At 66.9% G+C, this 24,554-nt stretch carries 27 protein-coding genes; 16 read left to right on the plus strand and 11 right to left on the minus strand.

Annotation, left to right across the window (positions count from 1 at the left end; all coding sequences use genetic code 11):
* The 4 genes from CLN94_RS11620 to pyrH all read right to left on the minus strand — a co-directional run bounded on the left by CLN94_RS11620 (position 1) and on the right by pyrH (position 2,950).
* Positions 1-804, minus strand: coding sequence for a phosphatidate cytidylyltransferase (locus tag CLN94_RS11620; protein WP_096434121.1), 804 nt, complete (start codon positions 802-804; stop codon positions 1-3).
* Complete coding sequence (gene uppS, locus CLN94_RS11625; protein WP_281253553.1) at positions 804-1,559, minus strand: polyprenyl diphosphate synthase; 756 nt, start codon at positions 1,557-1,559, stop codon at positions 804-806. The genes CLN94_RS11620 and uppS overlap by 1 nt, the downstream gene beginning before the upstream one ends.
* 27 nt (positions 1,560-1,586) lie before the next feature.
* Entirely contained in the window at positions 1,587-2,150 is a 564-nt protein-coding gene (gene frr / locus CLN94_RS11630; protein ID WP_096434123.1) for a ribosome recycling factor, read from the minus strand.
* A 68-nt stretch (positions 2,151-2,218) separates the two neighbouring features.
* A complete protein-coding gene (pyrH, locus tag CLN94_RS11635) occupies positions 2,219-2,950 on the minus strand; it encodes a UMP kinase (RefSeq protein WP_096434124.1) in 732 nt (243 codons plus the stop codon).
* Positions 2,951-3,080: 130 nt separating this feature from the next.
* On the opposite strand from pyrH, the gene miaA reads away from it, so the two are divergent.
* A complete protein-coding gene (gene miaA, locus CLN94_RS11640) occupies positions 3,081-3,971 on the plus strand; it encodes a tRNA (adenosine(37)-N6)-dimethylallyltransferase MiaA (protein WP_096434125.1) in 891 nt (296 codons plus the stop codon).
* A 108-nt stretch (positions 3,972-4,079) separates the two neighbouring features.
* Positions 4,080-4,970, plus strand: coding sequence for a helix-turn-helix domain-containing protein (locus CLN94_RS11645; protein WP_245845218.1), 891 nt, complete (start codon positions 4,080-4,082; stop codon positions 4,968-4,970).
* Between the two features lie 160 nt (positions 4,971-5,130).
* Here the strand turns inward: CLN94_RS11645 and adh are convergent, their stop codons facing one another.
* Positions 5,131-6,657 carry an aldehyde dehydrogenase gene (gene adh, locus CLN94_RS11650; protein ID WP_179300304.1) on the minus strand — a complete coding sequence of 509 codons (1,527 nt, stop codon included), beginning with the start codon at positions 6,655-6,657 and terminating at the stop codon, positions 5,131-5,133.
* A gap of 157 nt (positions 6,658-6,814) precedes the next feature.
* Complete coding sequence (locus tag CLN94_RS11655) at positions 6,815-7,729, minus strand: LysR substrate-binding domain-containing protein (RefSeq protein ID WP_096434126.1); 915 nt, start codon at positions 7,727-7,729, stop codon at positions 6,815-6,817.
* A 102-nt stretch (positions 7,730-7,831) separates the two neighbouring features.
* Between CLN94_RS11655 and CLN94_RS11660 the strand changes: the two genes are divergently transcribed.
* Entirely contained in the window at positions 7,832-8,836 is a 1,005-nt protein-coding gene (locus CLN94_RS11660) for a YeiH family protein (RefSeq protein WP_096434127.1), read from the plus strand.
* Here the strand turns inward: CLN94_RS11660 and CLN94_RS11665 are convergent.
* The 3 genes from CLN94_RS11665 to CLN94_RS11675 form a co-directional block, all read right to left on the minus strand.
* Positions 8,833-9,828 (minus strand): GAF domain-containing protein, encoded by a 996-nt coding sequence (locus CLN94_RS11665; RefSeq protein WP_096434128.1) that lies wholly within the window; start codon positions 9,826-9,828, stop codon positions 8,833-8,835. The genes CLN94_RS11660 and CLN94_RS11665 overlap by 4 nt on opposite strands.
* A 117-nt stretch (positions 9,829-9,945) precedes the next feature.
* Positions 9,946-10,680 carry an RlmE family RNA methyltransferase gene (locus CLN94_RS11670; protein ID WP_096434129.1) on the minus strand — a complete coding sequence of 245 codons (735 nt, stop codon included), beginning with the start codon at positions 10,678-10,680 and terminating at the stop codon, positions 9,946-9,948.
* Positions 10,680-11,801, minus strand: a complete 1,122-nt coding sequence (locus CLN94_RS11675; RefSeq protein WP_096434130.1) for a Ppx/GppA phosphatase family protein — start codon at positions 11,799-11,801, stop codon at positions 10,680-10,682. The genes CLN94_RS11670 and CLN94_RS11675 overlap by 1 nt, the downstream gene beginning before the upstream one ends.
* Before the next feature lie 176 nt (positions 11,802-11,977).
* On the opposite strand from CLN94_RS11675, the gene queF reads away from it, so the two are divergent.
* The 12 genes from queF (at position 11,978) to CLN94_RS11735 (ending at position 22,374) form a co-directional block, all read left to right on the plus strand.
* Entirely contained in the window at positions 11,978-12,439 is a 462-nt protein-coding gene (gene queF, locus CLN94_RS11680) for a preQ(1) synthase (protein ID WP_096434131.1), read from the plus strand.
* A gap of 186 nt (positions 12,440-12,625) precedes the next feature.
* Entirely contained in the window at positions 12,626-12,937 is a 312-nt protein-coding gene (locus CLN94_RS11685) for a virulence factor (RefSeq protein WP_096434250.1), read from the plus strand.
* A gap of 12 nt (positions 12,938-12,949) precedes the next feature.
* Positions 12,950-13,843 carry a methylenetetrahydrofolate reductase gene (locus CLN94_RS11690; protein ID WP_096434132.1) on the plus strand — a complete coding sequence of 298 codons (894 nt, stop codon included), beginning with the start codon at positions 12,950-12,952 and terminating at the stop codon, positions 13,841-13,843.
* Between the two features lie 2 nt (positions 13,844-13,845).
* Positions 13,846-14,820 (plus strand): methyltetrahydrofolate cobalamin methyltransferase, encoded by a 975-nt coding sequence (locus tag CLN94_RS11695; protein ID WP_096434133.1) that lies wholly within the window; start codon positions 13,846-13,848, stop codon positions 14,818-14,820.
* 314 nt (positions 14,821-15,134) lie between these two features.
* Positions 15,135-16,559 (plus strand): DUF2927 domain-containing protein, encoded by a 1,425-nt coding sequence (locus CLN94_RS11700; protein ID WP_096434134.1) that lies wholly within the window; start codon positions 15,135-15,137, stop codon positions 16,557-16,559.
* A 38-nt stretch (positions 16,560-16,597) separates the two neighbouring features.
* A complete protein-coding gene (locus tag CLN94_RS14020) occupies positions 16,598-16,771 on the plus strand; it encodes a hypothetical protein (protein WP_096434135.1) in 174 nt (57 codons plus the stop codon).
* A gap of 1 nt (position 16,772) precedes the next feature.
* Complete coding sequence (locus tag CLN94_RS11710) at positions 16,773-17,954, plus strand: vWA domain-containing protein (RefSeq protein ID WP_096434136.1); 1,182 nt, start codon at positions 16,773-16,775, stop codon at positions 17,952-17,954.
* Positions 17,951-18,328 carry a hypothetical protein gene (locus CLN94_RS11715; protein WP_096434137.1) on the plus strand — a complete coding sequence of 126 codons (378 nt, stop codon included), beginning with the start codon at positions 17,951-17,953 and terminating at the stop codon, positions 18,326-18,328. Before CLN94_RS11710 ends, CLN94_RS11715 begins: the two co-directional genes overlap by 4 nt.
* Positions 18,325-18,942 carry a DedA family protein gene (locus tag CLN94_RS11720; RefSeq protein ID WP_096434138.1) on the plus strand — a complete coding sequence of 206 codons (618 nt, stop codon included), beginning with the start codon at positions 18,325-18,327 and terminating at the stop codon, positions 18,940-18,942. The genes CLN94_RS11715 and CLN94_RS11720 overlap by 4 nt, the downstream gene beginning before the upstream one ends.
* Before the next feature lie 31 nt (positions 18,943-18,973).
* Positions 18,974-19,666, plus strand: coding sequence for a M48 family metallopeptidase (locus CLN94_RS11725; protein ID WP_096434251.1), 693 nt, complete (start codon positions 18,974-18,976; stop codon positions 19,664-19,666).
* Between the two features lie 54 nt (positions 19,667-19,720).
* Positions 19,721-20,992 carry a hypothetical protein gene (locus tag CLN94_RS11730; RefSeq protein WP_096434139.1) on the plus strand — a complete coding sequence of 424 codons (1,272 nt, stop codon included), beginning with the start codon at positions 19,721-19,723 and terminating at the stop codon, positions 20,990-20,992.
* On the plus strand, positions 20,989-22,374 hold the full coding sequence (locus tag CLN94_RS11735; protein WP_096434140.1) for a cytochrome P450: 1,386 nt from the start codon (positions 20,989-20,991) through the stop codon (positions 22,372-22,374). Before CLN94_RS11730 ends, CLN94_RS11735 begins: the two co-directional genes overlap by 4 nt.
* Here the strand turns inward: CLN94_RS11735 and CLN94_RS11740 are convergent.
* Both CLN94_RS11740 and CLN94_RS11745 read right to left on the minus strand, forming a co-directional pair.
* Positions 22,371-23,057, minus strand: coding sequence for a nucleoside/nucleotide kinase family protein (locus CLN94_RS11740; RefSeq protein WP_245845220.1), 687 nt, complete (start codon positions 23,055-23,057; stop codon positions 22,371-22,373). The two genes, CLN94_RS11735 and CLN94_RS11740, sit on opposite strands and share 4 nt — an antisense overlap.
* Before the next feature lie 4 nt (positions 23,058-23,061).
* Entirely contained in the window at positions 23,062-23,682 is a 621-nt protein-coding gene (locus tag CLN94_RS11745; RefSeq protein WP_096434141.1) for a thiamine phosphate synthase, read from the minus strand.
* A 96-nt stretch (positions 23,683-23,778) separates the two neighbouring features.
* Here CLN94_RS11745 and CLN94_RS11750 point away from each other — a divergent pair, with 96 nt between their 5' ends.
* Complete coding sequence (locus tag CLN94_RS11750; RefSeq protein WP_096434142.1) at positions 23,779-24,513, plus strand: RNA methyltransferase; 735 nt, start codon at positions 23,779-23,781, stop codon at positions 24,511-24,513.
* Positions 24,514-24,554: the final 41 nt, after the last annotated feature.

Raw genomic sequence — 24,554 nt, forward strand, 5'->3', positions numbered from 1 at the left:
TCAGCCTCCGGCAAAGGGCAAAGGCGCGATCTGCGCGATCAGCAGCACCACCAGCACCGCACCGATCAGCGCGTCAAAACGATCGAGCACCCCTCCGTGCCCCGGGATCAGGTTCGAGCTGTCCTTGATGCCGACATGGCGCTTGATCGCGCTTTCGACAATGTCGCCCATCTGCCCGGCAAAGGCCACGAAGGGCGACAGCGCCACCAGCGCCCAGCCGCCATCCGCGCCCGCAAAGGCAAAGCCCACCAGAGCCGCGCCGACCCAGCCCGCGATCGTGCCCGACCAGGTCTTTTTCGGGCTGACGCGCGGCCAGAATTTCGGCCCGCCCAGCACCCGGCCCGCGAAATAGCCCGCGACATCCGACATCACCACCACGGCAACGATCCAGGCGATCACTTCGACGCCCAAGCCGTCGCGCAGCGCGACCAGCCCATACCCCGCGAGCATCACCGCCAGGCCATAGAACAGCACCAGCGCCCGATCCCGCCGCTGCGTCAGCGCCAGCGCCACCGGCGGCACCACCAGCGCGCCAAGCGCGAAGGGCGAATGCAGCGCCAGAACCGCCGCCAGCGCCAAAGCCGCCAACAGCCCCAGAAGCTGCGCGCGCAGCCCCTGCCCCGGATCGGTCATCCGCGCCAGTTCCCAGATCATCAGCCCGGTCACCACCACCGCCAGCGCCGCGAACACCATGCCGCCCGCCCAGATCGCACCGATCCCGACCACCAGCATCGCAATCCCCGACAGCGTCCGCGCTCGCAGGTCTCCCCATCGGCCCGAGGCCGCCGCACCGTTCTGGCTCATCACTTGGTTCCTCCAAAACGGCGCTCGCGCCCGCCGAAACGGCGCAGGATCTCCACCAGCTCGCCCGGCGAAAAATCGGGCCAGAGCGTCGGGGTGAATTCATATTCCGAATAGGCGGCCTGCCAGGGCAGGAAATTCGAGGTGCGGGTCTCTCCGCTGGTGCGGATCACCAGATCGGGGTCGGGCAGCCCGGCGGTATCGAGCCGCGCCGCGAAGGACAGCTCATCAAGCGCCTCTTCGGGCACGAGCCCCGCCGCGTAATCGCGCGCCAGCTGCGCCGCCGCCCGCGCGATCTCATCGCGCCCGCCGTAATTGATCGCGATCGTCAGCACGAGACGCGAGTTGCCCGCGGTGCGCTCCTCGATCCCGGCCATCAGCCGCTTGAGCTTGGCATCGAGCCGCCCGCGATGACCGATAAAACGCAGCCGCACGCCCTGCGCCGAGAGCGCATCGGCCTCGCGCTCGATATAGCGCGCGAAAAGCCCCATCAGCCCCAGAACCTCTTCGGTGGAGCGTTTCCAGTTCTCGGTCGAAAAGGCGTAGACGGTCAGGTAGCGGATGCCGAACTCGGGGGCGACCCGGACGATCTCCTTGATCCGCTCGGCGCCACGGCGATGGCCGGCCAGCCGCGGCCAGCCGCGATTGGTGGCCCAGCGGCCATTGCCATCCATGATAATCGCGACATGGCGGACGCCATAATCGGCCTCGGCGCCCTCGGGACGATCACCGGGTGTGTCTGGGTCGCTCAGAGCCATCGGCATCCCCCCGCCGGACCGCGCGGGTCAGACCTGCATGATCTCGGCTTGCTTGGCCTCAAGCGCCTTGTCGACGACGCCGATGTGCTTCTTGGTCAGATCCTCGACCTCGGATTCCCACAGCTTCACATCGTCTTCCGACATGCCGTTCGCCTTGGCCTTCTTGATCTGGTCCATGCCATCGCGGCGCACGTTGCGGATCGCGACGCGGGCATGCTCGGCATATTGCGCGGCGACCTTGGTCAGCTCCTTGCGGCGCTCCTCGTTCAGCTCAGGGATCGGCAGCATGATGATCGGGCCGTTGGTCTGCGGGTTGATCCCCAGACCGGACTCGCGGATCGCCTTTTCCACCTTGTTGATCATGCCCTTGTCCCAGACATTGATCGTCACCATCCGCGGCTCGGGCACGTTGATCGTGCCGACCTGGTTCACCGGCACGAGCGAGCCATAGGCATCGACCATGATCGGCTCGACCATCGAAGCCGAGGCGCGCCCGGTGCGCAGCGAGCCGAATTCGTGTTTCAGCGCCGTCATCGCGCCATCCATGCGGCGCTCAAGGTCATCCAGGTCAATCTCGATATCGTCGGACATGTTATTCTTCCGTTTTCGTTGAAGCGGCTTTTCCCGGTTCTAGCCCAGGTCCGGCCGGAAAGATAGCTTTAGCCCTGCACCTTGGTGAAGGTGCCCTGCCCCGCGAGGATGCCGCGGAACCCGCCCGGCTCGTCGAGCGAGAACACGATGATCGGCAGGTTGTTGTCACGCGCGAGCGCAATCGCCGAGGCGTCCATCACGCCGAGGTTCTTCTGCAGCACCTCGTCGTAGCTGACGACATCGTAGCGCTTGGCGTCGTCGTGCTTCTTCGGGTCCTTGTCATAGACGCCATCGACCTTGGTGCCCTTGAAGATCGCCTCGCAGTTCATCTCGTTGGCGCGCAGCGTGGCGGCGGTGTCGGTGGTGAAATAGGGGTTGCCAGTGCCCGCGGCAAAGATGCAGATCCGCTTTTTCTCAAGGTGGCGCACGGCGCGGCGGCGGATGTAGGGCTCGCAGACCTGATCCATCGGGATCGCCGAGATCACGCGGGTGTGCAGCCCCAGCGCCTCGAGCTGCGCCTGCATGCCAAGCGCGTTCATCACCGTGGCGAGCATCCCCATGTAATCGGCCGTGGTGCGCTCCATCCCCTGCGCCGAGCCCGCCAGCCCGCGAAAGATATTGCCGCCGCCGATCACCATGCAGATCTCGACGCCGAGATCATGGACCGATTTCACCTCGCGCGCGATCCGCGCCACCGTCGGCGGGTTGAGCCCATAGCCCTGATCCCCCATCAGCGCCTCGCCCGAGATCTTCAGCAGCACCCGTTTGTATCTGGTGATCTCTTCTTTTTCGGTGCTCATCGGCGAGGCCCTTTCCGGTTGTCATCAGGGCGCAAAATGTCCCAAATGGCGCCCGTGTTCAACCGCCCGCGACAGGCAAAGCGCGTCATCCGCGCCCCGCCGAGGCGCGGGCGCGCCCGGAAGGCCTGTGATGCAAGGCAAATTGCCTGAAATCGACCCGAATTTGCCGGTGCTGATCGCCGGATCCACCGCCAGCGGCAAATCCGCACTGGCGCTGGAAATCGCGCGCGATCAGGGCGGCGTGGTGGTCAATGCCGATGCGCTGCAGGTCTGGTCGTGCTGGCGTCTGCTTTCGGCGCGGCCCTCGGTCGAAGAAGAATCGCAGGCGCCGCACCTGCTTTACGGCCACAAGGCGCCGGGCGAAGACTATTCCGTCGGCCATTGGCTGCGCGAGGTCGCGCCGATCCTCGCCGCCCATCGCGCGGGCGGGCCGCGCCCGATCATCGTCGGCGGCACCGGGCTTTACTTCGCCGCGCTGACCGAGGGGCTGGCCGAGATCCCCGCGACCCCGCCCGAAATCCGCGCCGAGGCCGACGCCCGCGTCGCGCGTGACGGCCATGCGGCGCTTCTGGCCGAGCTTGACGCCGCGACCGCCGCGAGGGTCGATCCGCTGAACCCGGTGCGCGTCCAGCGCGCCTGGGAGGTGCAGCGCGCGACCGGCCGGGGACTGACCGAGTGGCAAGACGACACGCCGCCCCCGCTCCTGCCGCTCGGGGCCTGCACGCCGCTGGTTCTGGCCGCCGGACGCGACTGGCTGGCCAACCGGATCGACCGCCGTTTCGAGGCGATGATCGACCAAGGCGCGATCGACGAGGTGCGCGCGGTGCTGCCGTTCTGGGATTCGGGCGCGCTCTGGGCGAAGGCGCATGGCGCGCCGGAACTTGTTGCATTTCTGCAAGGAAAGCTGCCGCTCGAGGCCGCAATTGCCCGCGCGCAGGCGATCACGCGCCAATATGCCAAGCGTCAGCGCACATGGTCTCGTAGCAGAATGGGGCTCTGGCACAAGATCGCGTGTCCCTGACTAGAGCCCGGCGGGATTTTTCAGCGATCCTGAATTTTTGTTGGGAAATAAGAGGTTCGCGGCATATTCTCAGGCGGTCCGAAAGCCCCTGAACTCGCGTGGCCCGCCGTGAAACTGTTCAATTCTCCGCCCCTGTCGCAATTCGCGAAACCGCAAAGCGGGGCCGCTGGCGCCACCGCCGCGCAGCCCGCGAAAACCGGCACGCTGATCCCCGAGACGCCGAGCGCGGTGCGGATCTTGCAACTGCAACGCCTTGCGCAGGCCGGACGCTGGCGCGCCGAGGCGATGCGCTCGCTCTCCGAGCCCTGCCTGATCTGGTTCACCCGCGGCCAAGGCCGGATCACCATCAACGGTGTGACCCGCGGCTACGGGCCCAACAACGCGATCTTCATCCCGCCGGGCGTGATGCACGGCTTCGAGGTCGGCCCGCAGACCCATGGCGTGATCGTCTATTTCGGTCGCGGCACTGACCTGACGCTGCCGCATTCGACGCATCACCTGCGCATCCGCGAATCCCATATCCAGTCCGAGCTGACCTCGACCATCGACGCGGTCCATCGCGAGTTGCTGAGCGACCGGCCCGGCTCGGAACGCGCCGCGCGCCATTACCTCGGGCTGCTGGGCGTCTGGCTCGAACGCCAGGTCGAGCTGACCCCGGCCGAACCGCCGCGGCTGAATGCTTCGAAACGCCTTGTCGCGCGCTATACCGCACTGCTCGAACGCGATTTCCGCTCGGGGCATGGCGTGGCCGATTTCGCCGCCGAACTGGGCGTGACGCCCACGCATCTGACCCGCGTCTGCCGCCAGAGCTGTGGCCGGGGCGCCTCGGAGCTGTTGCAGGAACGCCGCCTTTACGAAGCGCGCAGGCTCTTGTCGGAAACCCGCGCCCCGATCAAGCAGATCGCGGAAACGCTGGGCTTTGCCTCGGCGGCCTATTTCGCCCGCGCCTTCCAGCACAAGACCGGCAAGACCCCTTCGGCCTTCCGGCGCGGCAAGTAATCCCACCCTTTAGCGACATGAAAAAACGGGGCCTCGCGGCCCCGTTTTCTTTTGTTTTCCAACCCCGAGCCTCGCACAAAGCCAAGGGCAGGAAAAATTGGCCGCCTCCCTGAGAGAGAGGGAGGGAGGCGGCCGAGGGCCGGGGAAACCCCCGGGAGGATCAGAAGAACCCGAGCTTGTTGGGGTTGTAGCTCATCAGGATGTTCTTGGTCTGCTGGTAGTGGTCCAGCATCATCTTGTGGGTCTCGCGGCCGATACCCGACTGCTTGTAGCCACCGAAGGCCGCATGCGCCGGATAGGCGTGGTAGTTGTTGACCCAGACACGACCGGCCTGAATGTTGCGACCGAAGCGGTAGCAGGTGTTCGCATCGCGCGACCACACGCCGGCACCGAGGCCATAGAGCGTGTCGTTGGCGATCTCGAGCGCCTCGGCTTCGTCCTTGAAGGTCGTGACCGACACCACCGGGCCAAAGATCTCTTCCTGGAACACACGCATCTTGTTGTGGCCCTTGAGGATCGTCGGCTGGATGTAATAGCCGTTCGCGATGTCGCCGTTGAAGCGCGCCGCATCACCGCCCGCCAGAACCTCGGCGCCTTCTTCGCGGCCGATGGTCAGGTAGGACATGATCTTGTCATGCTGCATCTTCGAGGCCTGCGCACCGACCATGGTTTCCATCAGGCGCGGGTCGCCTTGCTTGATGGCGTTAACGCGAGCGATGGCGCGCTCGATGAAGGCTTCGTAGATATCTTCCTGGATCAGCGCACGCGACGGGCAGGTGCAGACCTCGCCCTGGTTGAAGGCGAACAGAACGAAGCCTTCGATCGCCTTGTCGAGGAAGGCGTCATCTTTTGCCATCACGTCCGAGAAGAAGATGTTCGGCGATTTGCCGCCCAGTTCCAGCGTCACCGGGATCAGGTTCTCGGTCGCGGCCTGCATGATCTTGCGGCCGGTCGCGGTCGAGCCGGTGAAGGCGATCTTGGCGATGCGCGGGCTGCGCGCCAGAGCCGAGCCAACCTCGCCACCGAAGCCGTTGACGATGTTCAGCACACCCGGCGGCAGCAGGTCGGCGATGACTTCCATCAGCACGAGGATCGCGGCCGGGGTCTGCTCGGCGGGCTTCATCACGATGCAGTTGCCCGCAGCCAGAGCTGGCGCCAGTTTCCAGGCCGCCATCAGGATCGAGAAGTTCCACGGGATGATCTGGCCGACGACGCCCAGCGGCTCGTGGAAGTGGTAGGCGACGGTATCGGCGTCGATTTCCGACATCGTGCCTTCCTGCGAGCGCAGGACACCGGCGAAGTAGCGGAAATGGTCGATCGCGAGCGGGATGTCGGCGGCCGTGGTTTCGCGGATCGGCTTGCCGTTGTCCCAGGTTTCAGCGGCCGCCAGCAGGTCGAGGTTTTCCTCGAGGCGGTCAGCGATCTTCAGCAGGATGTTCGAACGCGCGGCGGGCGAGGTGTTGCCCCAGGCGTCTTTCGCCGCATGCGCCGCGTCCAGCGCCAGCTCGATATCGGCTTCGTTCGAATGCGCGACTTCGCAGACCTTGCCGCCGGTGATCGGGGTGATGTTGTCGAAATACTTGCCGCTCGACGGGGGCACGAATTTGCCGCCGATGAAGTTGTCGTAACGCTCGCGGAACGGCGAAACCATCACGCCCTTGAATTCAGGTGCCATGTCATTGGCCATGTTGTCCTCCCAGGTTTTCAAAGCTGCGGCACCCTCCTCGGCGCCAGATAGCCAGAGACTGCGGGAGGAAAACGCGCCTGCATAGTTCGACCAAGGTCTTATCCCGGCGCATCTGTCTCAGCAGCGAGACAGGTGCAGACGCAGAAACCGGGGGTTTTCAGGCTTCTCCCGCGCGGGCGGGGTCGCGCATCTCATCCATGATCGCGAGCATCGCCGCGACGGCGCGGGTGCGGTGGCGCTCGGGGTGGCTGAGCACGGCGAAAGGGCGCGAGGGCCGTGGCCCCCAGTCGACCGCGCGCACCGCGAGCCCCGGCACCCGGCCCGGCCCCACCGCGCGCCCCGAGATCATCGCCGCCGCGCCGCTGCCCGCCACCGCCGCGATCACCGCCTCGTTCGAGGGCAGCTCCAGCACCACCTCCAGATCGGCAGGCCGCAGCCCGAGCCCCGCCAGATGCGCCTCGAACACCGAGCGCGTCCCCGAGCCCGGCTCGCGCATCACCCAGCGCAGCGCGCGATACTCGCTGGCGCCGAAGCCCGGATGTTTAGCAAGCGGGTGAGATGTACCCATGATCAGAACCAGTTCGTCGCGCGCCACCACCTGCTGACGCAGCGCGCTTGGCGGCAGCTCGCCCTCGACAAACCCAAGATCCGCCGCCCCCTCTTGTACCGCGGCCGCCGCCTGCCGGCTGTTGCCGACGTTCAGCGTAACCTCGATGCCCGGATGGCGTTCGCGCAGCGCGACCAGCCGCGCGGGCAGCCAATAACTCGCCACCGACTGGCTGGCGAAGATGCGCAACGATCCGCGCGTCTGCTGCGCCAGATCCTGCAACAGGAGCCGCGCCGTCTCGGCCTGTGCCAACACCGCACGCGCGGCGGGCACGAAACTGCGCCCCTCCTCGCTCAGCTCGATGCCGCGCCCGACGCGATCGAAGAGCCGCACGCCATGTTGCGCCTCCAGCGCCGCGATCGCCGCCGAGACCGCGGATTGCGTCAGTCCCAGCGCCTGCGCCGCACGGGTGACATGGCGCCGCTCGGCAACGGCAAGAAAGATGCGCAACTGATCGAGGGTCATGGTTATTCATCACATTTTTCGATTAATCTGGCAAGAATATTGAGTTGGACCGAATGATGCCGTCACCGCGATACTGGGCGCAGTTAAAACCCCGGATTTGCCATGACTCGCCTGACGCTTCGCGCTCCCGCCCTTCCCCTGATGCCGCGCCTTTTGCCGGGGCTCGGCCTTGCCGCGTTGATCGCGATGGCGGCGATGGCGGTGCAGCGCGCCTCGGGGATCGGCGCGCTCAGCCCGATGGTTCTGGCGATGCTGGCCGGGATCGCGCTGCGCAACACGCGCGGTGTCGCCCCCGCCTTCGGCCCCGGCATCGCCTTCGCCCTGCGCCCGGTGCTGCGCGCGGGGATTGTGCTTTTGGGGTTCCGGCTGACATTCACGCAGGTGGCCGAGGTCGGCGGCCCCGGCCTTGCGGTGATCGTGGCGGTTCTGATCGGCACCTTTGTCTTTACCAAGGCGGCGGGGCGGCTTTTGGGCGTGGAGGCGCGCCTGGCCGAGCTGATCGCGGCGGGAAGCGCGGTGTGCGGCGCCTCGGCGGTCTTGGCGGTAAACACGGTGACGCGGGCGCGCGACGCCGATGTCGCCTATGCGATCGCCTGCGTGACCGTGTTCGGCACCCTTTCGATGCTGGGGTTTCCCTTGCTGGCCAGCGCCCTGCAGATGAGCGACACGCAGCTTGGCCTCTGGGCGGGGGCAAGCATCCACGAGGTGGCGCAGGTGATCGGCGCGGCCTTCGCCAAGAGCGACATCGCCGGACAGGCCGGGACCGTCGCCAAGCTGAGCCGGGTGATGATGTTGGCACCGCTGATCCTGAGCCTTGGCGCCTTCGCCCGCCGTCGCGGCGCCGAAGCCGGGCGCGCGCCGATGCCGCTCTTTGTGCTGGGCTTTGTCGCGGCGGTGGCGATCAACTCGACCGGCGCCCTGCCCGACAGCCTGCAGCCGCTGATCGCGACCACGGCAAGCTTTTTCCTGACCACGGCGCTGGCCGCGATGGGGCTCGAAATCGACCTTGGGCAATTGCGGCTGAAGGGCCTGCGCCCGCTGATCCTCGGGGCGCTGGCCTGGGTGTTCGTGTCGGCGCTTGGCCTGGGGCTGGTGCTGGCGCTCTAAACCCCGAGGTTCAGCGCCTTCGCCTTGCGATAGAAGGTGGCACGGGCAATGCCCAGATCGCGCGCCGCCGCCGAGACATTGCCGCCATTGCGCGCCAGAGCCCGCGCCATCGCCGCGCGCTGCGCCTCTTCAAGGCCCCCGCGCGGCCCCTGCCCGATCACGTCATTTGCCGGCAGCCGGCCGATCTGGCTGTCCTCGATGCCAAGATAGCGCCGCGCCGCCCGTGTCGCCCCGACCACCAGATCGTCGCGATCCAGCGCCAGCAGCATCACGCCCTGCGGCGCATTCTCGCCCGAGCCCGTCGAGAGGATCCGCGCGCTCTGATAGGAGGCGCGGAACAGGTCGCCCTCGATCCGCTGCGCCGCGTCCTGCACCGTCAGCGACACGAGGCTCGCATAGCCCTCGGTCATATCCGAGCGCGCCGAGGACACGTCGATCACCCCTGCCAGATCGCCGTTCGCACCAAACACCGGCGCGCCCATGCAGGTCAGCCCGATATTGCCCGCGCGGAAATGCTGATCGCGCCAGACGGTGACGGGGCGCCCTTCGGCAAGGCAGGTGCCGATGCCATTGGTGCCTTCGGCGCCTTCGGACCAATCCGAGCCGGTCACAAGGTTCGAGGCGTGAAAATCGACCTGATCGCCCGCGCGCACACGTTCATCCAAAATCAGCCCGCCCGCATCCGACAAAAGCACCGTGCAGCCCGCGTCGCAGGCCGCGCGCGCAAGCCGGTCCAGCACCGGCGTCGCGATCTTGAGCAACAGCCCCGAGGCTTCGCGGCGCGCGCGGATCTCTGCTGCGCTCAGCCGGTCCGAACGGCCCTTCTGGCCCGGGTCGATCTTGTGATGCATGAGCGAGCGGCGCCAGCTCGCGGCAAAGCCCGCACGCCCCGCAGCCGAGGATGAGGCGACCACGTCGCGCACGATCTCGGCGTGATTGCGCGGGCCGCCACGTCCGACCCTCTGGTGCGTATCGTCTCCTTGAGACGGCATGCGAAAGCCTCCCCTCTTCCAGATGCCTGTTCAGGAAAGACTAGGCCGATTCGACCCGCCAGCAAGGAAATTCAGCCGCCGCGCGCGCAAAACTGTCTCGGGATCGAGACAGTCCGGTTACTCGTCCTCGTGACGTTTGCCCCGGAAGCCCTGCGCGACAACGAATTTTTCCGAGCTGTCCTGACGGCTTGAGGGCGGCTTCACATTGGCGACCTTGTCGAAGTTCTTCTTGAGCACGGTAAGCAATTCCTGCTCGGCCCCGCCCGCCAGAACCTTGGCGACAAAAGTACCGCCCTCTTCGAGCACGTCGAAGGCGAAATAGGCGGCGTGTTCGCACAGCGTAATGATCCGCAGGTGGTCGACCTGCTGGTTGCCCGAAGCCGCCGCCGCCATGTCCGACATCACCACATCGGCCTTGCCGCCGAGCCAGGCCTTGACCTTGTCATCGGCGTCATCCTCAAGGAAATCGAGCTGGTGGATCTCGGCGCCGGCGATCGCATCGACCTCTTGCAGGTCGACCCCCAGCACGGTGCCGCGCTTCTTGCCGGATTTCTCGCCCAACGCATTGACGCGCTTCACCGCGACCTGACACCAACCGCCCGGCGCGCAACCAAGGTCCACCACCCGCGCGCCCGGCACGAGGAAGCGGTATTTCTCATCAAGTTCGAGGATCTTGTAGGCCGCGCGGCCGCGGTAGCCCTCTTTTTTCGCGCGCTGCACATAGGGGTCGTTTAGCTGCCGCTCCAGCCAGAGCGTCGAGGAAAGCTTGCGCCCTTTCGCGGTCTTCACGCGCACCCGCAGGTCGCGCTGCCCGCGCCCGGAAGTGTTCTTGCCCGTGGGGGTCTTGGCCATCAGATTTGTCCCATTTCTTCCAGCACGCCATCGGCGGCCATCTGTGCGTATAGCAGCCCCTCGCGCAGGCCGCGATCGGCGATCGACATCCGGTCGGTCGGCCAGACCCGCATCAGCGCCTGCAGGATCGCCGCCCCCGACATGATCAGCGTATGCCGGTCGCGCCCGATGCGCGGGTCGGTGCGCCGCCCTTCGGGGCCGAGCACGAGGAAGCTGCGGATCACCGCGTCGATCTGCGCCGAGGTCATCGTCAGCCCGTCGACGCGGTTGCGGTCATAGCGGCGCAGCCCGAGATGGCAGGCCGCCACCGTCGTCACCGTGCCCGAGGTGCCGATCACCTGAAACCCCTCCTGCGGGCTGCCCGAGGCATAGGGCGAGAAATCGGCAAGCTTTTCCTCGAAGAACCAGCTCATCAGCGCGAAGCGCGCGGCGTCGTCCTCGACATCCGAAAACTGATCCTTGAGCGTCGCCACGCCAAGCGGCACCGAGATCCAGTCGAGCACGCGCGCGGCGGGCACCTCGCCCAAAGGCTGGTTGAACCCGCCCGAGAGCTTGAGGATCGCGCGGGCGCGTTCGGGCGGAGCCACGTCGGAAATGTCGATCCAGACCAGCTCGGTCGAGCCGCCGCCGATGTCCACCACCAGAAGCTGCTCGGTCTTGGGCGACACCAGCGAGGCGCAGGAAATCACCGCCAGCCGCGCCTCTTCCTCGGCCGGGATGATCTCCAGCGGCAGGCCGGTTTCCTTGCGCACGTAGCGCAGAAACTGCTTGGCGTTGGCCGCACGGCGGCAGGCCTCGGTCGCGACCAGCCGCATCCGCTTGACGCCATGGCTCTCGATCTTGCGACGACAGATTTGCAGCGCCTGCACGGTGCGCGCCATTGAACTGCGCGAAAGCCTCCCGGAGGCTTCAAGCCCCTGGCCAAGCTGGACCGCCTTGGAAAAGCTGTCCACGACCTGAAACTGATTGCCCGTCGGTCGGGCGATCAGCATCCGGCAACTGTTGGTGCCAAGATCGAGCGCAGCATAAAGCTCGCCCGGCTCGGCGCGGGGTTTGGTCGCGGGGTGCTCTACCTTTTTCTTCGGGAACGCGCCCGCGGACCGTGGACGCCTGGGCGCCATGATACGCCCTCCGATTTCAAGTTACCCCCAAGGTAGCGGCTCGGGCGCGCCGGTTCAAGGGACGAGGTGTCGCGAATGTGACAGTCTCGCGCGCACGCCCTGCGCTGCGTGCGTGACAAAACCACGCCCCGGCGCTACAGAGCCGCAGCCCGTCCCGCCCGCATCCGGAGCCTGCCATGAGCGATATCTACAGCCATCTCACCCAGCTCGGCGGTCCGTCCGCCCTGCCCGCCTCGCCCGAGGAGGCCGTGCTCGAACGCGTACCCAACCCCGAGGCCGGCACCGATTACTGCGTGCGCTTCACCGCGCCCGAGTTCACCTCGCTCTGCCCGATCACCGGCCAGCCCGATTTCGCGCATCTGATGATCGACTACATCCCCGGCGAGTGGCTGATCGAGAGCAAGGCGCTCAAGCTCTATCTCGGCTCGTTCCGCAATCACGGCGCCTTCCACGAGGCCTGCACCGTCTCGATCGGCAAGCGGCTGGTGGAGTTTCTCGATCCGAAATGGCTGCGCATCGGCGGCTACTGGTATCCGCGCGGCGGCATCCCGATCGACGTCTTCTATCAGACCGGCGCCGCGCCCGCGGGCGTCTGGATCCCCGAACAGGGCGTGCCGCCCTATCGCGGCCGGGGCTGATCCCTCCGCCTTTCCTGAGCGCGGCTCATCAAGTTCTTGCGGATTTTTCCGATCCCGGGGCGTGGCCTGCAGGCCGCGCTCCGGATAGAAACACCCATGACGTCGCCCAAGCGCGTCCAGATGTCGAAATCCGTCATCGGAAATGTCGTGTTTTTCGCAATGCTGCGCGGAAGGAAAGGATTCGAGATGGCTCAGATCACGCTGGTTCTTTGGCGCGACATCCCCGCCCAGATCATTGCGGGGGCAGGTCGGCGCGGGGTCAAGAAACCCCTGCCCGAGCGCTTTGAACAGGCGATCGACCGCTGCGCGATGAAGGTGGGTGCGAAAGACAGCGACGCCTATCTCGCGGAATGGCGCAAGGCGCCCGCGGGCGAGATCGACGGGCCGGACGCCGAAGCGGCGCAGGCGATGCTCGACCGAATTCTCTCCGACTATGGCCCCGAGCGCCTGCGCGCGCTCATCGACAATGACGGCTGGGATCAGACCCCGCCCGCCTGACGGAGAACAGACATGGCGCTTGTGAATTTTCGCCGCGAGGCAAATGCGGGGCCGGTGAACGGCCAGGTTGCGGCCCTGGTCGAGGGCTGCTCGATCGAGGTGATGCCGCGCACCGCCGCAGGCGTCGAGCGCTTCGGCGACATCCTGCCCGCGGGCACGCGCGTCTATATCGCCCATATCGAAGGCACCCCGATCGAAGAGATGATCGCCACCGCCAAGCGCCTGCGCCTTGAGGGGTTCGAGCCGATGCCGCATTTCCCCGCGCGCATCATCCGCGACGCGGCGCAGCTGAATGACTGGGTGACGCGCTACAAGGGCGAGGCCGATGTGAAGCAGGCGCTCCTGCTGGGCGGCGGCGTGAAAACCCCGGCGGGCGAGCTCGACAATTCGATGCAACTGATCGAAAGCGGCGCCTTCAACGGCTTTGCGCGCCTTCACATCGCCGGCCACCCCGAGGGCAACCGCGACATAGACCCCGCGGGCGGCGACAAGAACGTGATGGAAGCCCTCCTGTGGAAACAGAAATTCTCGGAGCGTACCGATGCCGACATGGCGATCGTGACGCAATTCGCCTTTGAAGCCGGCCCGATCATCGCCTGGGCCGAGCGCCTGGCTGAAGCGGGCGTGACGATCCCGATCCATCTGGGCGTCGCTGGCCCCGCGAAACTGCAAACGCTGGTCAAATTCGCCATCGCCTGCGGCGTGGGCCCCTCGCTCAAGGTGTTGCAGAAACGCGCCCGCGACGTGACCAAGCTGCTGCTGCCCTTCGAGCCGACCGACCTCTTGTCGGAAATCGCCGCTTACAAATCCGCGCATCCCGCCTCGCTGATCGAGGCCGTGCATTTCTTCCCGCTCGGCGGTATCAAAACCAACGCGACCTTCATCGCCGAAACCCTGAAAGGCTGACCATGACCCGCACCGTAATCGAGTCCAAGACCAAGACCGTCGTGATCGGCTTTGACGAGCCCTTCTGCGTGATCGGCGAACGCATCAACCCGACCGGGCGCAAGAAACTCGCCGCCGAGCTGGAGATGGGCGATTTCTCGACGGTGGAAAAGGATGCGCTCGAGCAGGTGATCTGCGGCGCTACGGTGCTGGACATCAACTCGGGCGCGGTGTTCTCGAACAAGATGGCCGAAGACCCGCGTTACGCCGACAACAATTTCGTCGAGCCGCCGCTGATGGCCGAACTGATCGCCCGCGTGCAGGCCATCACCGATGTGCCGCTGTGCATCGACAGCTCGGTGCCCGCCGCGCTTGAGGCGGGCCTTGCCGCCGCCGAGGGTCGCCCGCTGCTGAATTCGGTCACCGGCGAGGAAGAGCGTCTGGAGCGCGTGCTGCCGCTGGTCAAGAAATACAACGTGCCGGTGGTGGCGATCTCGAACGACGACACCGGGATTTCGGAAGACCCCGACGTGCGTTTCGAAGTGGCCAAGAAAATCGTGCAGCGCGCCGCCGATTTCGGCATTCCCGCGCATGACATCGTGGTCGATCCGCTGGTGATGCCGGTGGGTGCGATGGCGACCGCCGGGCGCCAGGTCTTCACGCTGGTCCAGCGCCTGCGCACCGAGCTGGGCGTCAACACCACCTGCGGCGCTTCGAACATTTCCTTCGGGCTACCGGGCCGCCACGGCATCAACGCCGCCTTCCTGCCGATGGCGATCGGCGCGGGGATGACCTCGGCCATCATGAACCCGGTGCGCGCGCAGGAAATGGAGGCGATCCGCGCCGCCAACCTGCTGATGGATCACGACGCGAACGGCATGGAATGGATCAAGCTGGCGAAGGTGCTGGAGGCGATGAAGGACGGCGCGAGCTTTGCCGAAGCCTCGGCCGCAGCGGCCGCCTCGGGCGGGCGTGGCCGCCGCCGCGCGCGCGGCTGATCCGAGCCGACGATTCGACCCGAAATGCCCCGCCTGCCTGCGGGGCGTTTTGCTTTGGAAACGACGCCACAATTTTCTGCATAATAGTTTCCATTTTGGAAACCCGTTCGGCGCGAGAAATTCGTCGCAATCATCTCCAATATCGCAACAAACCGCCGAAAGTGGTCAGTTTTATCCACAATTGTTTCCACAACAGATAACAATCCCGCATCCCCCGACCGGCCGCTTTTCTTACCCCTCCCCGCAAGAGTGACTGGCCAGCGCGTTGCCGCTGCGGCATGGTTTTCGCATCATTCCTGTTCGAGCAGCCCTCCATGCGCCTCCCGTTCCGCCCCCTTGCCCGCCGCAAGACGCCGCTCCTCACGGCGCTGCCGCTCTGGCTCGGGCTTGCGGCGCTTGGGCTCACGGGGTGCGCGCCCCAGCCCGAAGCAACCGCGCGGGCGCCCGCCAATGCGCTGATCCTGCCGCTGGCCGAGCCCACGCCCCTGCCCGCGACGCCCGCGCCCGGCGCGCGCCTGCCCCCGAACAGCCAACTCGCGCAGGATTTCCTTGAACTGAACTTCGCGCTGGAAACCGGGCGCGAGCTGCCCCGATTTTCCCGCTTCGAGGGGCCGATCTCGGTCTCGATGGCGGGGCGCATTCCGGCCACCGCGCAGGTCGATCTTGCGCAGCTTCTGTCGCGGCTGCGCAACGAGGCGGGCGTGCCGATCTCGACCGCGCCCGGCGCCGCCAACCGCATCCAGATCGAGTTCCTGCCCAAGCGCCAGATGCAGGCGCGCGTCCCGAATGCCGCCTGTTTCGTCGTGCCGGGCGTTGCGGGCTGGGCCGATTACCTGCGCCATCGCAACGGCCCGCGCACCGATTGGGCGGGCCTGCAGACGCGCCAGCTGGTCAGCGTGTTCATCCCCTCGGACGCGAGCCCGCAAGAGGTGCGCGACTGCCTCCACGAAGAGATCAGCCAGGGTCTCGGGCCGCTGAACGACCTCTATCGCCTGCCCGACACGGTCTGGAACGATGACAATTTTCACGCCGTTTTGACCCGGTTCGACATGCTGATGCTGCGTCTGGCCTATGCGCCCGAGATGCGCTCGGGGATGAGCCGGCCCGAGGTGATGGCGCGGCTGCCCGGCCTGCTCGCGCGGCTCAATCCCGGAGGCGGCGCTGCGATGGGCGTGGCCCCACCCGCGCCGACACCGCAGGCCTATGTCGAGGCTGTCACCGGGGCGCTTGGCGGGGCGCGCTCGACCCCGCAGCGGCACGCGAGCGCGCAACGCGCGTTGATGATCGCGCAGGCGCAGGGCTGGGCCGACAGCCGCACCGCCTTTGCCTGGTTCGTGATCGGGCGGCTGAGCCTGCAAGCCGATCCGCCCGCCGCACTCGCGGCATTCGACCGGGCCGAGGCGCTTTATCACCCGCTGCCCGGCGCGGGCATCCAGATCGCGCATATCGACATGCAGCGCGCGGCCCATGCGCTCGGCACCGGCCAGCCCGAACAGGCCACGCGCCTTGTCGATCGTGCGCTCGGGCCTGCCCGCGCGGGCCAGAACGCGGCGCTGATGACCACGCTTTATATGATCCGCGCAGAGGCGCAGGCGCGCCTTGGCAACACGGCGGCTGCGCGGCAGGCCCGGCTCGACATGGGCCGATGGGCGCGCTATGGCTTTGGCTCCGACGTGGCGGTCCTGCGCCGCGTGGCCGAAGTCGCCGCCCTTGCCGAGGCCGGGGCGCGCATCAACTGAGCGGGGGCCTGTGTGGTCCGACCGAAAGCGAGGGGCTGATGATCGTCATTGCCGGGGCCGTGATCGGCGCGTTTCTGGGCTATCTGCGGGCCGCCAAGGCGGGCGGCAACGGGTTTGACCGCGCGCAATATGCGGCTGTCTACGCGATCGGGCTGGCGCTTCTGGGGCTGCTGATCACGCTGATCGCCGACAGGATGATGCGCGGAGGCTGAGATGTTCCTGCCCTTCTTCGACGCGCTGCGCCGCGGTGGCGTGCCGGTCTCGCTGCGTGAATACCTGAGCTTCCTCGAAGGGCTCGCGGCGGGGCTCGTGACCTATGACATCGACGGGTTCTATTACTTCGCCCGCACCACGATGGTGAAGGACGAACGCCATCTCGACCGGTTCGACCGCGCCTTTGCCGAGGCTTTCGCCGGGATCGAGGCGATCACCCCCGAGCAGGTGATGGAGGCGATCGACCTGCCCGAGGAATGGCTGCGCAAGATGGTGGAGCGCCACCTGAGCGACGAGGAAAAGGCCCAGATCGAGGCGCTTGGCGGCTTTGACAAACTGATGGAGACGCTCAAGCAGCGGCTCGAAGAGCAAAAAGGCCGCCATCAGGGCGGCAACAAATGGATCGGCACCGGCGGCACCTCGCCCTTTGGCGCCTATGGCTACAACCCCGAGGGCATCCGCATCGGCCAGGACCGCTCGCGCCACCAGCGCGCGGTGAAGGTCTGGGACAAGCGCGAGTTCCGCGACCTCGACGACTCGGTCGAGCTGGGCACGCGCAACATCAAGGTCGCGCTGAAGCGGCTGCGGCAATGGGCGCGCCACGGCGCCGCCGAGGAACTCGACCTGCCCGGCACCATCCGCGCCTCGGCCGAGGCCGGCTATATCGACGTGAAAACCCGCCCCGAGCGCCACAACGCGGTGAAAGTCGTGCTGTTTTTCGACATCGGCGGCTCGATGGACGCGCATGTAAAGCTGGTCGAAGAGCTGTTCTCGGCGGCAAAAACCGAGTTCAAGCATCTCGAACACTGGTATTTCCACAACTGCCTTTACGAGGGCGTCTGGAAATCGAACCGCCGCCGCTGGGACGAGGTCACCCCCACCTGGGAGGTGCTGAACCGCTACGGCGCGGATTACAAATGCATTTTCGTGGGCGATGCCTCGATGTCGCCCTATGAGATCACCCATGCCGGCGGCGCGAACGAGCATTGGAACGAAGAGCCGGGGCACCTGTGGCTGACGCGGGCGCGCGAACAATGGCCCGCCCATGTCTGGCTCAATCCGGTGCAGGAACGGCTCTGGCAATACACCCAGTCGATCGGGCTGGTGCGGCAGATCTTCGAGAACCGGATGTATCCGCTGACGCTTGAGGGCATCACCCGCGCGATGAAGGAACTCGGATGAGCCCGGTGCTCAAACGGCTCTGGCGCGAGCAGCGGGTGGTGTTCATCGCCTTTCTGCTGGCGGTCGGTCTGACGCTGTTTTTCGGCGGGCGGATGGTGATACGCGGCCTCTATTGGGCCGACCCCGAGCATCGCCATCAGGCGCCCGAACCCTGGATGACGCCGGGCTATCTTGCGCGCAGCTGGCACCTGCCGGTGGAAGAGGTCGATGCGATCCTCGGCGTCGGCGACGACCGCGCGCTGGTCGGATCGCGGCGCCCCACGCTTGAGGCGATCGCGCAGGCGCTCGGCGTGCCGGTCGCGGATCTGATCGCGCGGCTGACGACCGAGCTGCCCGCCCGCGCCGCCGACCACGCCGCCGGGGCGCGGAAATGACCGAGACCGCGCTGGTCGATATGCTGCTTGCGGCCCTGCCCGCCTTTGGGCCGTGGCTTCTGGGGCTTACGACCTTCCTGAGCTGCCTCGCGATCCCGGTGCCATCGTCGATCATGATGATCGCCTCGGGCGCCTTCGTGGCCTCGGGCGACCTTGCGCTGGTGACGGTTACGAGCGCGGCCTTTACCGGAGCCGTGCTGGGCGATCAGACCGGGTTCTGGCTCGGGCGCAGGGCCGAGCGGTTCCTGCCCGCCCCCGAGACCAAACGCGGCAAGCTCGTCGCCTCGGCGCTGGCGCAGCTCGCGCGGCGCGGCGCGATCACGGTGTTCTTCTCGCGCTGGATGTTCTCGGCGCTGGGGCCCTGGGTGAACCTTGCCGCAGGCGCCTCGGGCTTTGCCCATACGCGGTTTTCGCTGGCGGGAATTCTGGGCGAGGCGGTCTGGGTCTCAGTCTATGTCGGGCTGGGCATCACCTTTGGCGCGAACCTGCAGGCGGCCGCGGACCTTGCCTCGAACGCGCTGGGGATGATGGCGGCCGGCGCGCTCGCGCTCGCGCTCGGGGCCTGGCTCTGGCATGCGGCACGCCATCCCGGCCATCATCGCGCCCCGCATTGACCCGGCGCCACCCGCGCGCCATATCAAGCCCATGTTCTGGCGTATCCTGCCCATTCTCGCGCTGATCCTCTACGGGCTCGCCCTGTGGCATTTCTCGGCATGGTCGCTGAAGCGCCAGCTCGACGGCAATTCGCGCCGCCTGCGCGACACCCGGCTGCAACCCGTGCTCGACCGGCTCGCCCGCGCGCTCGATGTCCCAGATATCCCGGTCTACGTCTATCAGGTCGCCCCGGTGAACGGGCTTGCCGCCCCCGATGGCCGCGTCTTCCTGACCGAAGGTTTCATGGAGAAATACCGCGCGGGCGAAGTTACGCCTGAGGAAATCGGCTCCGTCGTCGCCCATGAACTGGGCCATGTGGCGCTTGGCCATTCGCGCCGCCGGATGATCGACTTTTCCGGCCAGAACGCGCTGCGCGTGCTGTTGATGACGGTGCTCGGGCGGTTCCTGCCCTTCATCGGGATCTGGCTTGCCAATATCCTGACCACCGCCCTGGCCGCGCGCCTGTCGCGCCGCGACGAATTCGAGGCCGATGAGTTCGCCTCGGCGCTGATGCTCAAGGCGGGCTACGGCATCGGCCCGCAGGTCTCGCTGTTTCGCAAGCTCGACGCGCTGACCAAGGGCGGCGGCGAGGGCGTGCCCGCCTGGCTCCTGACCCACCCGAAAAGCCCCGAGCGCATCGCCGCGATCGAAGCCCATGCGACCCGCTGGACGCCCGCGCCCTAAGCCCTTACATCGACGCGCATTCCGCGCTAGCGTGGCGCCCGGTGCGAGGATCGGATGCAGGCAGGAACGGATAGACAGGTGCGGCGACGGAGGGTGTTCTACATCCCCGGCTACGACCCGATTCACCCGCGCCGCTACCGCGAACTCTATCGCAGCGAAAGCGCCGCCCAAGCCGCAATCTCGGGCTATGAGATCGCGCTGCGCCCGAAAACGACGGGCGGCCCCTACGGCTGGCATGTCAGCGCGACGCAGGACGGCCAGCACACCGAAACCGACGTCGAGGTGCTGGTCTGGTCCGACATCGTGCGCGCCTCGATGGGCGCCTCGATCCCGGCGACCTACTGGCAATTGCTGCGCACCGCATGGGTCTATATCGCCTCGGGCGCGCTGTTCCGGCTGATGCGGCTGCGCAAGGGCCCGGTGATCGCCGCGCTCTACCCGATCGCGGTGCTGCTGGTACAGGCGCTGGGCGGCGCGCTTCTGGGCTGGGCGGTCGCAGCCCTCACCGGCCTCCTGCCGCCCTTCCCGGGCCGCGGCCTCGTTGCGCTGGGTCTGGCACTTGCCACGCTCGCGCTCACGCTGCGCTGGTTTCGCAAGCACGACAACCGCATCTACGCCTATTACCTGATGCATGACTACGCCTTCTCGGCCCGCTGGAAAGGCGCCAACCCGCCCGCGCTCGAAGCCCGCATGGCCGAGTTCCGCCATGCCATCGAGACCGCGCTGACCGAGGACTGGGACGAGGTCCTCGTCATCGGCCACAGCTCGGGCGCGCATCTGGCCATCTCGATCCTCGCCGATCTCCTGCGCGCCCGCCCCCTTTCATCGAGCCCGAAATACTCCGGGGGGGATTTGGCCGCAGGCCAAGGGGGGGCAGCGCCCCCCGCGCTTTCCTTCCTCTCGCTCGGCCAGGTCGTGCCGATGATGAGCTTCCTGCCCAAGGCCAACCGCCTGCGCGCCGACCTGCGGTTTCTGGCGGGCTCCGAGGCGCTCGCCTGGGTTGATGTGACCGCGCCGGGCGACGGCTGCGCCTTCGCGCTCTGCGATCCGGTCAAGGTCTCGGGCGTCGCCCCCGCCGATCAACACGGCCCCTTGGTGATCTCCGCCGCCTTCACCCAGACGCTCAGCCCCGAACGCTGGGCGGCGCTACGCTGGCGCTTCTTCCGGCTGCATTTCCAATATCTCTGCGCCTTCGACCGGGTCGGCGATTACGACTATTTCCGCATAACCGCCGGGCCGCAGACGCTGGCCGCGCGCTTCGCCGGACGCACCCCGTCAAAAAGCCGCATTGAGCGCGCCGTCAACCGCTATAGGGACTGCGCATGAACTGCCCGATCCCGCCAAAACCGCCCGCCCGCCCCGACAAGGTCTCGCTCTGGCGCTATTTCCGGCTGTTCCGCCAAGACATCCTCTCGGCGCAGCCCGCGCGGCTCTACCGCGCCTGGATGGCCGAGTTTCGCACGCCGTTCTTTCGCTCGTTCCTGTGCAACGACCCCGATCTGGTCGATCTGGTGCTGCGCGAGCGCCCGCTCGACTTCCCGAAATCCGACCGCGTGCGCGAAGGGCTGAAGCCGCTCTTGCGCGACAGCGTCTTCATCACCAATGGCGAGACCTGGGCGCGCCAGCGCCGCATCATCGACCCGGCGTTTGAGGGCGGCCGCCTGCGCGACACGTTCGGCGCGATGTGGGATGCAGGCGAGGCCTGCGTCGAGCGCCTGCGCCGCAAGACCGGCGCGGAACCCATTGAGATCGAATCCGAAACCTCGCATGCCGCCGCCGATGTGATCTTTCGCACCCTGTTCTCGATCCCGATCGAGAATGAGACCGCCGCGGCGGTGTTTTCCGAGTTCAAGGCGCATCAGCGCTCGGCGCCGGTGGTCAATCTGGGCGCGCTCTTGCCGCTGCCACGCTGGTTTCCGCGTTTTCACGGGCGCGAAACACGCCGTACCGCCGCGCGCATCCGTGCCCTGATCGAAGGGCTGACGCGCGCCCGCGCCGCCGAGATCGCGGCGGGCACCGCGCCCGACGATCTCGCGACCAAGATCATGACCACGCCCGACCCCGAGACCGGCAAAACCTTTGGCACCGGTGAGATGGTCGATCAGGTCGCGATCTTCTTCCTCGCAGGGCATGAAACCTCGGCCTCGGCGCTGGCCTGGGCGCTTTACCTGCTGGCCACCCATCCCGAGTGGCAAGAGCAGGTCGTAACCGAGGCCGAACAGGCCTTTGGTCATGAAGTCCCTTATTTTTCAACGCTCAACAAGCTAAAGCTCAGCCGCGCCGTGTTCCGCGAGGCAATGCGGCTTTACCCGCCCGTGCCGATGTTCGTGCGCGAAGCGACGCGGCCCGAATGTTTCCGTGACCGCTCTGTCGCCCCCGGCGATCAGGTCATCGTCAGCCCCTGGCACCTGCATCGCCACGCGCGGATCTGGGACAATCCCGACGGGTTCAACCCCGCCCGCTGGGACAGCGAGAACGGCAAAGAGGGGCTGCGGCGTGCCTATATCCCGTTCTCGGCGGGCGCGCGGGTCTGCCCCGGTGCGGGCTTTGCCATGGCCGAGGGGCCACTGATCCTGTCGATGATCACGCGGGCGTTTCGCCTGACCGCGCTGCCCGAGCGCCCGCCGATGCCGGTCGCGCATCTGACGGTGCGGGGCGCGGACGGGATCTGGTTGAAGCTGGAAGATCGCGTGAAATCAGTTGCTTAATCTCGGATCACGAAATCCGCGCCGCGGTTTTCCTGAACCGTGATCTGCCCGTTCGGCAGATCGTTCTCCGCCACACGCCGCGCAATCTCCTCGGGCGCCAGACCAAGATCGCGCCAGCGCGCCTCAAGCCGCGCGCGCAACTCGTCAGCCGGAACATCAAGCCGCACGGTCAGGTCGAAGCAGGGGAACAGGTCACGCCAAGGCGCACGCGTCAGCAGAAGGTAATTGCCTTCGACCAGCAGGAATTGCGCGCGCGCGGGCACCAGATGCGCCGCCGGAACAACCGTGTCGGCCACCCGGTCGAACCCCGGCACGGCAACATCGGCATCGCCTGCACGCAACGCCATGAGAGCGGATGATATCCCTTCGATATCAAACGTTTCCGGCGCGCCCTTAACGTGCAAAAGATCGCGATCTTTGAGCGTCGCATTGTCCAGATGGAACCCATCCATCGGCACCACCGCCGCCAGGCCCGGCGCTTGCGCGTTCAGCGCCTCGGCCAGTTCCGCAGCCAGTCGCGACTTGCCCGAGCCCGGCGCGCCCGCGATCGCGACGATCACCCGGCCCCCGCCCAGCTGCGCGATCTGCCCGGCCAGCTCGGCGCGCGGCAGGCGCAGCTCGGAGGACATGAACGCCCCCCATTCGCCCATCGGCCCGTCGGAATCGCCCAGCCAGTCGCTCATACGCTCAGCCCATCGCTGCGATCAGGCGGCCCATCTCGGCGACCGGATCTTCGGCGCCCCAGACTTCTTCGCCGATCGCGAAGAAATCAGTGACCGGCGCGAATTCACGGATCAGATCGAGGCTCAGCGCGCCTTCGGCCACCACCGGCACCTCGATCATCTGCGACCACCATTCAAACAACTCGAAAGGCGCGCGCGCGCCGGTGCCGAGCGTGCTTTCGCCGATCGGGCCGAGACTCACGTAATCGGCCCCCGCCTCTCCCGCGTTCATCCCGTCATGGCGCGAGCCGCCGCAGAAGGCGCCCACCACCGCATCCGGCCCCAGCGCCTTGCGTGCGGCGCGCACCGAACGCGCACCGTCCCCCAGATGCACACCATCGAGCCCGTGACGCTCGACCAGTTGCAGATGGCTGTCGATCACCAGCGCCACGTCGCGCGCATGCGCGATCTCGCGGCAGGCGTCGGCCGCGCGCCCGATCGTGTCTTCGTCGCGCGTGGCCAGCGCCAGCCGGATGCAGGCGATCTCATGCGCGTCCAGCATCCGCCCCAAAATCGCGGGGAAGCTGCCGAGTTCAAAGGCGGGCGGCGTGACAAGATAGATCTGCGGGCGGTTTTCGTCGGCCATGGCGCGTCCTTTCGGTTTCGCCCGCTTCTAGCGCAAGGCGCGCGCCCTTGCCAGAGGGGAGCGCGGCAAGTATGCGGGGCCCCGAAGGAGAGGCCCATGGACACCCACCCCGCGATCATCCTCGTGCGCCCGCAGATGGGCGAGAATATCGGCGCCGCGGCGCGCGCGATGCTGAATTTCGGCCTCGACAAGCTGCGACTGGTCGATCCGCGCGATGGCTGGCCGAACCCGAAGGCGGTGGCGATGGCCTCGGGCGCGGCGGGCAAGGTGCTGGATCACGCGGGCGTCTTCGCCGATGTCGCGGGCGCCGTGGCCGATTGCGATTTCGTTTTTGCCACCACCGCGCGCGGGCGCGAGTTGCCGAAACCCATCTACACCCCCGAGGCCGCGATGACCGAGGCGCGCGCGCGCATCAAGGCGGGCCAGCGCGTGGGCATCCTGTTCGGACCCGAGCGCACCGGGCTGGAAAACGACGACATCACGCGCGCGAATGCGATCATCACCGTGCCGGTGAACCCCGAATTCTTTTCGCTCAACCTCGCGCAGGCGGTGCTGCTGACCTCCTATGAATATTCGCGCCATACGCTTGAAGCGGTGCCGGTCGATCCGGGGCTGGCAGGGTTCGACCTCGCCAACCAGACCGAGGTGGAAAAGCTTGGCGATCACTTCGAGGAGCGGCTGGAAGAGGCCGGGTTCTTCTTTCCCGAGCACAAGGCCCCGATGATGAAGCGCAACCTGCGCAACATGTGGACGCGCTTTGGCATGACCCGCGCCGAGGTGCAGACGCTCCATGGCGCGCTGCGCCAGCTGATGCGCGGGCGCGACCAATAGGCGCGTTGCCGTTCGGTGCGCGCGGCCCCACCTAGGGCGGA

Origin of the sequence: Pseudothioclava arenosa, assembly GCF_002358085.1 — a bacterium.
Taxonomy (GTDB): domain Bacteria; phylum Pseudomonadota; class Alphaproteobacteria; order Rhodobacterales; family Rhodobacteraceae; genus Pseudothioclava; species Pseudothioclava arenosa.